Consider the following 13259-nt stretch of genomic DNA (forward strand, 5'->3'; position numbering starts at 1 on the left):
AACATGTGTAAACTGGTAATACTGATCCATCTATTGCCAGAAAATTTCTAAGTCATTTAGGTCAAAATACGTGAATGTGAACATACGAGAATCGGAAGGATTAGTGATGAGTCGAGATACGATTAGTATCCATTTTGTCAATGCTGCACTTACAGGTGTCAAACGCCTCGGCATGGACGTTGAAACACTACTTTCCCACGTGGGTATTGAAGCTGAATTACTCCGTCAGCCGAAAGCACGTATCTCGCCAGAACAATATACTCGTCTGGTTAAAATGCTCTGGATGGTCACTCAAGACGAACATGTTGGTTTTGATACTCAACCACGCAGACTGGGTACATTTGCCATTATGTGTCAACTGATTATCCATGCTAAAACCTTGGGTGATGCACTTGAACTCTCGACACAGTTCTACAAGCTTTTTGGTGATGAATGGTGTGTTTCACTGGAACGTGATAAACATGAAGCACGTTTAGTTCCGCTTATTCCAACTGCAGCAGATCCAGATCACTATATTACCGAAAGTATGCTAATGATCTGGCATGGACTAGCGTCTTGGTTAATTGATCGCCGTCTACCTCTTGAACGGGTACATTTTGGTTATCCACGTCCACATCATGCCGATGAATATGATGCTTTATTTTTTGCGCCTGTCATGCAATTCGATACACTACGTACTGAAATTACTTTTGCAGCGGACTATTTAGATTTACCAATTCGTCAATCAGAAGAATCACTGGAAGAGTTTTTAAAACTGGCGCCAGCACAATTGCTAGTCAAATTTAAAAATACCAATTCACTCACCTCACGTATTCGTGATGTACTAAAAAGTCAAATTGGTGAAGAAATGCCGACGCTCAATGATGTCGCATCGATGTTATATCTTTCACCACAAACATTACGTCGTCGCCTCGCTGCGGAAGGTAAAAGCTATCAAGGGGTAAAAGATGCATTACGTCGCGATGCTGCCATTCATTTATTATTAAACCCAGGCTTAACATTAGAAGACGTTGCACAGCAAGTGGGCTTTAGTGAAACCAGTACCTTCCATCGTGCCTTTAAAAAGTGGACTGGCGTAACACCTGGCTTATATCGCCAGCTCCATGGTTATCATTAATCAAATCTTTTGGATCTATTTTACAATAAGGTAAATATAGGTCCATCTTTAATTTGTAGATAAAGAATCAATATACAATCACTTGATATCTGACTGATTCTAATCATCTATTCCATCTTGGCTTAAGATCTAATCTGAATAAATCGTCCACAAGCCGAGTAGTTTATGCTATAAAGCTAGGCAACTTTTTCTGATGGATATTGCTCATTATGGCTAATCTTCCTCCTCCTGAAAGTACGCCTTGGGGCTGGAAAGCTCTCATCATCTCATGTATCGTTGGTGCAATATTTTTGGCTTTTATTTATTTAGCCGTTAATACAGAAGCAGACTACATGCCAAGCCAACAGCATAAACAAAATATGCAACAACATGCTTTTAAAGAGGCACCAACCATGTCTCCAGAAGCACTGCAAAAAGCACAGCAAGATCAATTAAAACGTGAAGAAATTGAAAAAAACATGAACAATCATGCCATGGCTAAACAAGATCATATGCAGATGAATATGCCAGCACAAGAAGCCAGTTCAACCCATTCACACTAAGCTTGGTCATCGCGTTGCGCTGGAGAATATCTCTACTTGCGCAGCGCAGATGATCTTGATCAAATCAATCTATTATTTAACTTCGCCTAAAGATCACGATCTCTCATTAAAACAATAAAACATAACGACCTACACTTGGTTATAGCACTGATTACAACGTATTTTAATTGATATCACTACACCTTATTGCCCGATACCTTCCAGCATAGATGATACTATTTACTTAGCTTTACATGAAATCACTATGATTTTTAAAAAAAATTTGTCATTTATATAGTGTGTGATATGCACTACTGTAAACAATAAAACATCCATGTATTAATGTCATTTTCATTCATTTATAGAAATATGATATTTCCGATCCATCATCATTCATAACATAAAAAGAGGGTTTACTTAATGTATTACAGCAATGGAAATTATGAGGCTTTTGCTAAACCAAGAAAACCACAAAATGTGGAGCAAAAATCAGCTTGGTTTGTTGGTTCTGGTCTTGCTTCATTGGCAGGTGCTGCCTTTCTGATTCGTGATGGACAAATGCAAGGTGACAAAATCACCATTTTAGAAGAACAAGCATTACCTGGGGGGGCATTAGATGGTATTAAAGAGCCCGAAAAAGGGTTTGTGATTCGTGGTGGCAGAGAAATGGAAAATCATTTTGAATGCCTTTGGGATTTATTTCGTTCCATCCCTTCTTTAGAGATTGAGGATGCCAGTGTCCTAGATGAATTTTACTGGCTAAATAAAGATGATCCGAATTATTCCTTACAACGAGCAACCATACAACAAGGTAAAGATGCTCAAACCAAAAACTTATTTACACTAAGTGAAGCTGCACAAAAAGATATTATTCAATTATTTCTTGCCACGCGTGAAGAAATGGAGAATAAAAGAATTAATGAAGTCATGGGTGAGGAATTTTTTGCAAGTAATTTTTGGTTATATTGGCGCACCATGTTTGCTTTTGAAGAATGGCACTCTGCTTTAGAAATGAAACTTTATTTACATCGTTTTATTCACCATATTCATGGTCTTCCTGATTTATCTACGCTGAAGTTTACCAAATATAATCAATACGAATCTCTGGTACTTCCTTTAGTGAAATGGCTTAAAGATCATGGCGTTAAATTTCAATATAATACAACGGTCACTGATGTAGACTTTCACATTACAACACAGAAACAAGCCACCTATCTCCACTGGATTCAAGATGGCCAAGCTGGGGGGAAAGCCTTAACATCAGATGACTTACTGTTTATTACCAACGGCTCATTAACTGAAAATTCTGATTGTGGAGATCATCATACTGCAGCAAAAATTAATGATGGCGCTGCTCCCGCTTGGGATTTATGGAAACGTATTGCGCAAAAGGATCCTGCTTTCGGTCATCCGGAAAAATTTTGTAGCAATATTACAGAAACGAAATGGGAATCAGCAACAGTCACGACTTTAGATCATCGTATTCCTCAATATATTGAAAAAATTGCAAAACGAGATCCTTTTAGTGGCAAGGTTGTCACTGGAGGGATTGTCACTGCCAAAGATTCATCGTGGTTACTGAGCTGGACTGTAAATCGTCAACCACATTTTAAACACCAACCTAAAGATCAAATTGTCGTATGGCTATATTCTCTTTTTGTTGAAACTCCTGGAGATTTTATTAAAAAACCGATGCAGGATTGTACTGGTGAAGAAATCACTCAGGAATGGTTATATCATTTAGGTGTGCCGGTAGAAGATATTGCAGAGTTAGCCCGTACTGGTGCAAATACCGTACCTGTCATGATGCCTTATGTTACCTCCTTCTTTATGCCACGTCAGGCAGGCGACCGCCCTGATGTTGTTCCAGCAGGTGCTGTTAATTTTGCATTTATTGGCCAGTTTGCTGAATCCAAACAACGTGACTGTATTTTTACGACAGAATATTCTGTGCGTACGCCAATGGAAGCAGTTTATACCCTATTAAATATTGAACGTGGAATTCCAGAAGTTTTTAATTCAACCTATGATATCCGTTGCTTACTTGCAGCAACAGGACGCCTACGTGATGGCAAAGCACTGGATATTCCTGGGCCGAAGTTTTTACGTCATTTATTGTTTAATAAACTCAATCACACACAAATTGGAACGTTGCTCAAAGAATATCAAATTGTCTCGGAAGATTAACAATTAATGTATTCGTAACGGTTATTGGCGGCTAGAATAAAGGCAATCGATGCTAACAGTCGATATGTGGTCATTATTTTAGCCGCGCTATACGCTGGAACACAGCAAATTACGCTAGCCCCATTTAAAATCAATAAACACCATAGTCTTGCATTAAATTCAGAAAATCCTGCTCATTGATGACACGTATACCGAGCTTTTGTGCTTTATCCAGTTTAGAGCCGGCCTTTTCACCAGCAACTAAACATTTGGTTTTACTCGAAATGCTTCCACTGACCCGCGCACCTAATGTTTGTAGCAGTTGTGCTGCCTCATCACGTCCCATTTGTGTCAATGTACCCGTAATCACCCAGCTTTCGCCATTTAACGGTTGGCGAGTGGGTGCAACAGGCGCATCCCAATGAATACCAGCCAACAATAGACGCTCAATCACTTCAATATTATGCGGTGCTTGAAAAAAATCGAGAATCCATTCTGCTGTAATAGCACCCACATCAGGTGTTTTCTTTAATGTTTCTAAATCAGCTTGTCTTAGCGCATCTAGTGTTTGAAAGGTATTAGCCAACATCCGTGCTGTCGTTTCACCTACACCGCGAATACCTAAAGCATAAATAAAGGCTGCTAATGTGGTATGTTTACTTTTTTCAATCGCATCAAATAAATTTTGAACAGATTTCTCTCCCATTTTTTCAATGCTTAAAAGTTGTTCTCGGTGTTGATCGAGTTGATAAATGTCGGCAACGTTTTTTAATAAGTCCAGATGTAATAATGATTCCGCCCAACGATCACCCAGACCTTCGATGTCCATTGCTTTACGTGAAACAAAATGTCGGATCGCTTCAATTCGTTGTGCTGCACAATACAATCCACCACTACAACGTGCCAAAGCCTCCCCTTCAGGCATCACCACAGGAGATGAACAAACAGGGCATTGACTTGGCAATTCAATACTTTGTGTTTGTTCTGGACGTAATTCAAGCCACACCTTTTCCACTTTTGGAATCACATCACCACTACGATAAACACTGACTGTATCACCAATACGTAAACCTAAACGATGAATTTCACCAATATTATGTAGCGTAACATTGGCAATCGTCACTCCACCGACAGCAACAGGATTCAGGCGTGCCACTGGCGTTAAAGTACCTGTACGTCCAACTTGCCAATCCACTTGTTCAACCTGAGTTAAAGCGGCAACTGCGGGAAATTTATAGGCCGTTGCCCAACGTGGTTCACGACTTAAAAAACCGAGTTGCTGTTGTTGTTTAAGATCATTGACCTTGATCACCATCCCATCAATTTCAACACTTAAATCTGCACGTTCCTGATTGATTTGCTCATAAACATGCTGCACCTCTTGAATGGTTTTACAGACAAAATGACGCTCGCCAATGGCAAAACCAAACTGCGTTAACCATGCTAAACTGGCAGACATGGTATGCTGTTGATGATGAGGCTCACATTGGGCAATACCGTAAGCATAGAAAGCCAAAGGACGTGCTGCTGCAATCTGAGGATCTAATTGACGTAAACTACCCGCAGCAGCATTACGTGGATTTGCAAAGGTTTTTTCATCTTTGGCCGCATTTTCAGCATTCAGTTTTTCAAAGCCCGATTTAGGCATTAACACCTCACCTCGTACTTCCAGCAGTTGAGGTATCGGATCTTTAATTGATGAGAGGACTTTTGGTAAATTACGAATTGTTTTAACATTTTGCGTAATATCTTCGCCAGTTTCACCATCGCCACGAGTTACACCACGAACTAAAATACCATTTTCATACCAAAGTGAAATGGCTAAACCATCAAATTTTAATTCAACATCATATTCAACATCCTGATTGCCTAAACGCTCTTCGACACGACGTGCAAAAGCAAAAAGTTCTTCTTGATTAAATACATTCCCCAAAGATAGCATCGGCACTGCATGAGTCACATTCTCAAATTTCGATAATGGCGTACCACCAACCGTCCTTGTAGGTGTATCAGGCTGAATACATTCAGGATATTGCTGTTCTAACGCCTTGAGTTGATGAAACAACTGATCATACTCACTGTCCTCAATCATCGGCTGATCCAACACATAATAGGCATGATTATGCTGAGCAAGTAATTGAATTAATTGACGCATATGTGCAATCACAGTGGCGTTTTGAGTCATGAGTTCACCATAAAAAAAGAGTGGTTTCCCACTCTAGACTGTAGTCTTTAAATACTTCAACTTAATTTCTGATCAATAAAATAATCACCACTCATCATGATGACTATAAATACAATCATGGGTGATTTTAAGCAAACATCCAATTAAAAACACAAGCGATTTTAGCGCTAAATCGTCTATTTGTTGCTTAATTTACCCGATCACAGCGACATTAAGTCGAAATCTATACATGTAATGTCAGCTTTTCAGCACAATATTATTAAATAATCGACTGACATTATACACCAAGCGTTTTTCCAGATTTATAATCAATCGCCTGATGACGCCAATACTCACGTAATTGAGGTGTTAATTCAAAATTATCTTGATCGTAAACTGCACCAGAAATTTCTCGTGCAATTAAACCAGAAATACTCACCATCGTATCAAATGCATTTTGTACATCATTATGTGGTAATGCTAAAAAGCAGGCCAAACCTTTAACCTCTTCAGTTGATAATGTTTCAAGATCAAATCCTTCAGTACCTTCTTCTGTAATTTTCAAAACAGAAAAAAGGAGTTTTGAACCATCATCATTATAGCGATGGAAACATTTCATTTCGCCAAAACGCAAACCATATTTTAACAGTACTTTTAAAGTCTTATCCCCAGATAAAACACGATGATTTGAAACAATATTAAAGGCAATAAATGACTCGGCTGTCACTAAAGCACACTCATCATCAACCACTTTTTGCTCATGTAAATGTGCATCCAAAATGCTACTTTCTTCGTTAAATTCAGCAATTTCAGCTTTATTGATATGATTGTTTAAACTAAACCCTTGCTCTGATGGTTTCTGCTCAAGCGGATTGGCCACTAAAATGCTTTCTGCGGTTAAACGCTGTGTTTCACGCGCTGAATCTTCAGCAACCGAATCTGCCTGAACCAATGTGGATACTGTCTGTTGATGATTTAAATCAATTTGAGCTTGATCTAAGCTGACTGACTCATGGACCACGGCATGATCTGCTGGTGGTTCATTTAATACAGGTTCAATTCGCTGTGATTCAATGCAATCAACTTGTAACTGGTCACGTACGTGACGTGGAATAATGGGCTGCTGAGATTCTTCATTTAACTGCAAAGCACTTTCTAATGAAGGCGCAGTATCATTTGGTTTTTTTAACAACCAAAATAATCCCAATAGAATCATAATGACTGCAAATACAATCCCAATAATTGTGGTAATTTCCATACTATGCCTCCGCGACTAAACCATATTCAACAGCTTCTTCTAAATTTACCGTCACTAATTTTGATGTTCCTGGTTCAGGCATGGTCACTCCAAGTAAATCTGTTGCCATGGTCATTGCCAATTTATTATGTGTAATGTAAATAAATTGAACCTGTTCAGAAAGCTCTTTAACCAGATTGCAAAAACGTCCAACATTCGCATCATCCAAGGGCGCATCAACCTCATCCAATACACAAAACGGTGCTGGATTTAAACGAAAAATTGCAAAAACCAATGCTAATGCAGTTAACGCTTTTTCACCACCAGAAAGTAATGCCAATGAACTATTACGCTTACCTGGTGGACGAGCCATTAGTTTTACACCCGATTGCCAGTCATCTTCAAGTATTAAACTGGCTTCACCACCATTAAAGACTTTAGGAAAAAGTAATTTTAATTCGGCATTCACTTGATCAAAGGTGGTCATAAACAGTTTACGCGTTTCTTGATCGATGCTCTTCATCGCAGATTGTAATTGAGTTACAGTATTTTTTAAATCATCCATTTGATGACTAAGCTCTTGATAACGCTTTAATACTTCTTCATACTCTTTAGAGGCTGCCAGATTTACAGCGCCTATTTTTTCAAATTGTTGCTGTGCTTTTGCTAAGTGTTGTTGATGTATTTTAAGATCAAGAGTGAGATCAGTGATCCTATCGGCAGCCATATCCTTTAATTGATCTAAATAATGCTGTACATCTGATTGAGCCGCTTGCCAAGCCAAACGTTTTTCTTCTAAATGTGTACGTAATGTCTCATCTTGTTGCTGCTGTTGCTGACGTTGTTCTGTGAGCTGCTGCTGCTGCTGCTGTACATGATTTAATTCAAGCTGCCATTGTTGCCAGGTTGTCTGTAAATGTTCAGTCAGCTGAATTTGCTGTACCAATTGAGTTTCTAATTCTGGTAATTCGGATTGAATCGGATGCAGTAATTGTTGTGACTGCTCAAGTTGTGACTGTATTTGTTGACACTGTACGCGTAAAAAAGAGCGATCTTTTTCTAACAGTTCATAGTGTTGAACGGTTTGAAGTTGTTGTCGTTGCTGTAAATGTAATGCTTGTTGGAGTGCTTGGCTATGTTGTTCAGCTACTGCTACTTTTTCATTGCAGGCTGCTAACTGTAATTGCAATGCTTGATACTCAGGCAAATTTTGCTCTAGCTTTATTGTTAAAGCATGGAGGTCAATATCTAGATCATCTTTTTGCATTGCATCTTCTTCAAGCTGTACATCAAGCTGTTGCAACTGTTGTTGTAATTGTTGCTTTTGTAAATCAAATGCCTGAGCCGTACTGTGTATTTTAGCAAGTTGAAGATCTAGCTGTTGATAGGCTTTTTGTTGTACTTTAAAGTGATCTTGTTGTTGCTGAATATTGTTTTGTAGTTGCTCAATTTCGGGTTGCAAAAGCTGTTGCTGTTGTTGACATTGTTGCTGTTGAATCAACAATTGACTTAACTGCTGCTCTATTTCTTCTAAACGTATCGTGTGACTTAATACACCTTGTGCAGCCTGCGATAACTGATCATACTGCAAGGCAATCACCCAATCTATGCCTACATGATAGCCATCTAAAGTCAAAATACTTTGTCCTGCAATTAATTGCGTTTGCTTAAGTAAAGCCTGATCTAATGATGTTGCAATTGCCACCTGTTGCCATAATGAATGTACTGGCTGCTCAATCCAGTCTGCCAAACAAGATAGACCTGCGATCATGGCTACTTGTGTATCTGTCACAGCAGTTAATTTTAGTTGACGGGCAATATCATGTTGAAAGTTCTCTGTCGATTGCAGTATATCTGCCGTCAACCATTTGGCTAAAAATAGCTCAATTAAATGCGCGTAAGGCTTAGCCTGCGGTTTTAATTTTAAATGATGTAACAATATGCTTTCACTGTGCGGTGAAGGACTGATTTGCACCATTAAACGGTGTAAATTTTTCTGCTCTGCGCGTAATACCTGAATATCAGACTTTAAATTTCGCTCATGGTGCTGATACTGAATTTGCTGTTCTAATAGCTGACTCAACTGAGCTGATTCACGTTGTAGATGATGTTCAATCTGTTGGATCATTGCAGCCAAATCAACTTTTTCCTGTTGCCGTTCTGCCAGCTCCTGATGCTGATCGTACTGATCAATATGTTGAATTTGCTGCGCTATTGTCTGATGTTGCTGCTCAATTCTTGCCATATTTTTAAGCAATTGTTGTTGCTGAGACAACAAGGTCGCTTTATGCTGCTGCTGTTGCTCTACCTTTACTTTAATATGAGCAAATTGTGCAGCGATCTGTTGCTGTTGTTGCGTTAATAATTGATCACTTTGCTGTTGTTGCTGTATTTGAGTTTCTTGAATTTGAACAGCGTCTATTTCTTGCTGTTGCTGCTGCAATAAAACCTCGAGCTGTTGCTCAATGAATTGTAAGCGTTGCTTGCCTTGATTTTTTTGCTGTTCTAGATCATCTATGCTGGCAATATACTGCTGTTGTAAGTTTTTTTTCTGTTTTAAAGTAATCTCTAATTCAGCCTGCTTTTTTTCTGCATGTTGCCACTGTTGCTGTAAAGGTGCTGATTTTTCAATAAGGTGCTGAAATAATGCATTGGTCGACACAAGCTCATGTTCAACACGATGTAACTCCACACGAACCAATTTAAATGTGTCATTTAATGCATTCATCTGCATTGTGTACTGTTGCTGTAGATCTAAGCTATGTTGACATTGAAACGACAGTATTTCGATTTTAAGTGTACGAATTTTTACTGCTAGATCTTGATATTGAAGAGCAGCTTCAGCTTGTTTTTTTAAGATTTTAAGCTGTGAATGCAGCTCAGTGGCAATATCCTCAAGACGAGATAAATTCTGTGTGGTATGTTCTAAATGTAACATTGTTTCGCGACGTCGTGCCTGATAACGAGAAACACCTGCGGCCTCTTCAATAAAAATCCGCATCTCCTCAGGTTTAGCATCAACCAAACGATTAATCATCCCCTGTTCGATAATGGCATAAGAACGCGGTCCTAATCCTGTCCCTAAAAAAATATCTGTAATATCACGACGACGACATTTGGTACCATTTAAAAAATATTCTGAAGCTCCCTCTCGCGTTACTTGACGGCGTATGACCAATTCATGGTAGGCATTATAAGCCCCCCCAAGCGTGCCATAAGTATTTTCAAAGCGTAACTCTACGCTGGCCATTCCAACAGGTTTACGTTTTACTGTACCCGTAAAAATTACATCCTGCATACGACCGCCACGCAATTGACGTGCGCTCGATTCTCCCATTACCCAGCGAATTGCATCAATCACATTCGACTTTCCACAGCCATTAGGGCCAACCACGGCTGTACGGTTTGCTTTAAAATTTAATCGTGTACTATCGGCAAAAGATTTAAAGCCGGAAAGTTTTAAGCTGCTTAAACGCATAATGTCCTAGAATTCATAGCATGAGTATCAACTGATGCAATTTTCAATTAACTGGATTTAAAGTGACTATCACAATACGCTACCCAAAGCAGCAGTATTGATCAAAAATCATTTGAGTAATCAAAGATTAATATAAGGTGGTCAATGCTTTAGCCACAAAATAAATACCAATCACCACCAACAGCATTGAAAAACATTTTTTCAACATCGCAGGAGATAACTGATGGGCAACTTTAGCACCTTGCTTAGCAGTAATAAAACTCATCACACTAATGCCAACAAACGCATAAATTTGAATATAACCAATGGTATTGGGTAACTGAATATTAGCTTGCTCACCAAACCACATAAACCCGAGTGCACCAGCTACGGCAATCGGTAAGCCACATGCTGCCGAAGTTCCGACCGCTTTTTGCATGACTACGCCACATTTATTTAAAAATGGAACAGTTAAACTTCCACCACCAATACCAAAAATAGCAGAAGCGATTCCAATCCCCCCACCAGCAACCACTTGCATTGCCGTAGAAGGTAATTTGTGATGAGGATCAACTACAACATTAGCCCCCTTAAACATTTTAAAGCCTACCGACAGCGCAAAAACACCAATCAATAATTGTAACCATAAACCGGGTAAGAGATCAGCAATTCCAGCACCAAAAAATGCACCGAAAATCAATCCAGGAGCTAAGTTCCTCACGACTGGCCACAGGATTCCTCCTTTGTTGTTGTGTGCCAAAATAGAACTGATAGATGTCACAATAATCGTCGCTAATGAAGTCCCTACCGCCATATGCATCACGATAGTCGGATCATAATTTAAGTAGGTAAAAACAACATATAAAATAGGAACAACAATCAGCCCTCCACCAACACCAAAAAGGCCTGCTGCAAATCCAGCAATTGCACCAATCAACAAATATATGATTAACTCCATAAATATTTTTCCAGAATCTGCTTAAAAATGGACTTCGAAACTCGTCAACTTCAACAATATCTTCGTGATGCCGATCAGCTACCAGAAATTGTGATGCTGAAACCGACTACAACATCCACCAATGATGATGTCAAAGCATTAGCCTCAAAAGGTGTACAAAGCATACTGATTTGCAGTGAGCAACAAACCCAAGGACGAGGGCAACAACGACGTTCATGGATATCACCACAAGGTAATATCTATTTAAGCGCCCTATTAAACTTAAATTTGCCTGTCGATGGTCGTCTTGCTTTAGAAATTGCGCTCAATATACTGCAAATGCCAAGCTTACAACACTTAGATTTACAAATAAAATGGCCAAATGATCTCTATCATGAGCATAAAAAGTGGGGAGGTATTTTAGTTGAACCACTTTCACCACAACAAGTGGTGATTGGTGTGGGCATTAATCTTCATCCGATCACAGCAGATGATCTCGAACAGCAAACCAGCTCTCTGGCTGAATTAGGTTTAAATTCAGCAGATCGAATCAGATTAATTGCTGAATTATATTTAGCCATTCAACGTGCTGGCGAATGGTTTAATTTTAATTGCTATAATCTTGCAACACGCTTTAATCACTATGCTGCCTTTATGCATAAAACCGTTTGTTTTCAGCATACACAGGGTGAAGTCGTTGGCGAATTTATCGGTATTCAAAATGATGGAGCAATACAAATCATAAATGCTCAAGGTCTTAACGTATTTTATCAGGGTCGTATGCGATACCAACCAGATAGCCAATAGAGTCACAACAATGAAAAATTTATATCTAGATATTGGGAATACTCGACTTAAATATTGGGTTACACAGCATAATCAAGTGATCGAACATGTTGCTGAATTACATTTACAATCTCCAGCTGATTTATTGCTGGGTCTGATTCAGCATTTTAAAAGTCTCGATTTACAGCAAGTTGGTGTTTCTTCAGTTCAAGACCAGAAAAACAATCAACGCATTCAACATATTTTACAATCTTTAAATATTCCAGTGATTTTTGCTAAAGTACATGCAAATTATGCCGGATTACAATGTGGATATGATGACACCACTCAGCTCGGTATTGATCGCTGGTTACAAGTACTGGCGGTCGTCAATCATCCTGATGAACAATATTGTGTCATTAGTTGTGGTACAGCATTAACGATTGATCTTACAGATGGTTTACAGCATTTAGGCGGTTATATTTTACCGAATTTATATTTACAGCGTGATGCCCTGATCCAAAATACCAAAGGCATTAAAATTCCTGATGCAGCCTTCGATCAACTGACGCCTGGGCGAAATACCATTGATGCCGTACATCATGGTATTTTATTAGGTTTACTCAGCAGTATTGAAAAAGTACTGCAACAACAGCCTAGAAAGCTGGTACTGACTGGCGGAGATGCAGCATTATTTGCCAAGTTTTTACCACAATACCAACCAATCATTGAAACGGATCTCTTGCTACGGGGCCTACAACGCTATTTAGATCTTTATCAGCAAACAACAGATCATGTTGATTGACACCATCAATAAATTTGAGATTTATCTTGCGATATTTTTAGCTCAATTGAGCTTATATGGCTGAGATATTTTTAATATAATTGCCCTTTC

9 protein-coding genes are annotated in these 13259 nt (G+C 38.9%); 5 read left to right on the top strand and 4 right to left on the bottom strand.

What is annotated here, in order from left to right; all coding sequences use genetic code 11:
- Positions 1-106: 106 nt before the first annotated feature.
- The 3 genes from QSG86_RS01470 to QSG86_RS01480 all read left to right on the top strand — a co-directional run bounded on the left by QSG86_RS01470 (position 107) and on the right by QSG86_RS01480 (position 3825).
- Positions 107-1117 carry an AraC family transcriptional regulator gene (locus QSG86_RS01470; RefSeq protein WP_317032547.1) on the top strand — a complete coding sequence of 337 codons (1011 nt, stop codon included), beginning with the start codon at positions 107-109 and terminating at the stop codon, positions 1115-1117.
- Between the two features lie 209 nt (positions 1118-1326).
- Positions 1327-1659 (top strand): hypothetical protein, encoded by a 333-nt coding sequence (locus QSG86_RS01475; RefSeq protein ID WP_317029888.1) that lies wholly within the window; start codon positions 1327-1329, stop codon positions 1657-1659.
- Between the two features lie 399 nt (positions 1660-2058).
- A complete protein-coding gene (locus QSG86_RS01480) occupies positions 2059-3825 on the top strand; it encodes an oleate hydratase (RefSeq protein WP_317029889.1) in 1767 nt (588 codons plus the stop codon).
- Between the two features lie 130 nt (positions 3826-3955).
- On the opposite strand, the gene ligA is transcribed toward QSG86_RS01480, so the two are convergent.
- The 4 genes from ligA to QSG86_RS01500 all read right to left on the bottom strand — a co-directional run bounded on the left by ligA (position 3956) and on the right by QSG86_RS01500 (position 11620).
- Positions 3956-5989, bottom strand: coding sequence for an NAD-dependent DNA ligase LigA (ligA, locus tag QSG86_RS01485; protein ID WP_317029890.1), 2034 nt, complete (start codon positions 5987-5989; stop codon positions 3956-3958).
- A 277-nt stretch (positions 5990-6266) separates the two neighbouring features.
- Entirely contained in the window at positions 6267-7226 is a 960-nt protein-coding gene (locus QSG86_RS01490; protein ID WP_317029891.1) for a cell division protein ZipA C-terminal FtsZ-binding domain-containing protein, read from the bottom strand.
- A gap of 1 nt (position 7227) precedes the next feature.
- Positions 7228-10683 carry a chromosome segregation protein SMC gene (gene smc, locus QSG86_RS01495; protein WP_317029892.1) on the bottom strand — a complete coding sequence of 1152 codons (3456 nt, stop codon included), beginning with the start codon at positions 10681-10683 and terminating at the stop codon, positions 7228-7230.
- Between the two features lie 127 nt (positions 10684-10810).
- Positions 10811-11620, bottom strand: coding sequence for a sulfite exporter TauE/SafE family protein (locus tag QSG86_RS01500; protein WP_317029893.1), 810 nt, complete (start codon positions 11618-11620; stop codon positions 10811-10813).
- A gap of 27 nt (positions 11621-11647) precedes the next feature.
- Here QSG86_RS01500 and QSG86_RS01505 point away from each other — a divergent pair, with 27 nt between their 5' ends.
- Complete coding sequence (locus tag QSG86_RS01505; RefSeq protein WP_317029894.1) at positions 11648-12406, top strand: biotin--[acetyl-CoA-carboxylase] ligase; 759 nt, start codon at positions 11648-11650, stop codon at positions 12404-12406.
- 10 nt (positions 12407-12416) lie between these two features.
- Positions 12417-13169, top strand: a complete 753-nt coding sequence (locus QSG86_RS01510; RefSeq protein WP_317029895.1) for a type III pantothenate kinase — start codon at positions 12417-12419, stop codon at positions 13167-13169.
- Positions 13170-13259: the final 90 nt, after the last annotated feature.

This window comes from Acinetobacter sp. SAAs474 (assembly GCF_032823475.1).
Classification (GTDB): Bacteria; Pseudomonadota; Gammaproteobacteria; order Pseudomonadales; family Moraxellaceae; genus Acinetobacter.

Excerpts from the sequence above, each read along its gene's own strand:
- ligA (WP_317029890.1), bottom strand. The coding sequence starts at position 5,989 with ATGACTCAAAACGCCACTGTGATTGCACATATGCGTCAATTAATTCAA.
- QSG86_RS01490 (WP_317029891.1), bottom strand. The coding sequence starts at position 7,226 with ATGGAAATTACCACAATTATTGGGATTGTATTTGCAGTCATTATGATT.
- QSG86_RS01500 (WP_317029893.1), bottom strand. The coding sequence starts at position 11,620 with ATGGAGTTAATCATATATTTGTTGATTGGTGCAATTGCTGGATTTGCA.
- QSG86_RS01510 (WP_317029895.1), top strand. The coding sequence starts at position 12,417 with ATGAAAAATTTATATCTAGATATTGGGAATACTCGACTTAAATATTGG.
- QSG86_RS01475 (WP_317029888.1), top strand. The coding sequence starts at position 1,327 with ATGGCTAATCTTCCTCCTCCTGAAAGTACGCCTTGGGGCTGGAAAGCT.
- QSG86_RS01505 (WP_317029894.1), top strand. The coding sequence starts at position 11,648 with ATGGACTTCGAAACTCGTCAACTTCAACAATATCTTCGTGATGCCGAT.
- smc (WP_317029892.1), bottom strand. The coding sequence starts at position 10,683 with ATGCGTTTAAGCAGCTTAAAACTTTCCGGCTTTAAATCTTTTGCCGAT.
- QSG86_RS01470 (WP_317032547.1), top strand. The coding sequence starts at position 107 with ATGAGTCGAGATACGATTAGTATCCATTTTGTCAATGCTGCACTTACA.
- QSG86_RS01480 (WP_317029889.1), top strand. The coding sequence starts at position 2,059 with ATGTATTACAGCAATGGAAATTATGAGGCTTTTGCTAAACCAAGAAAA.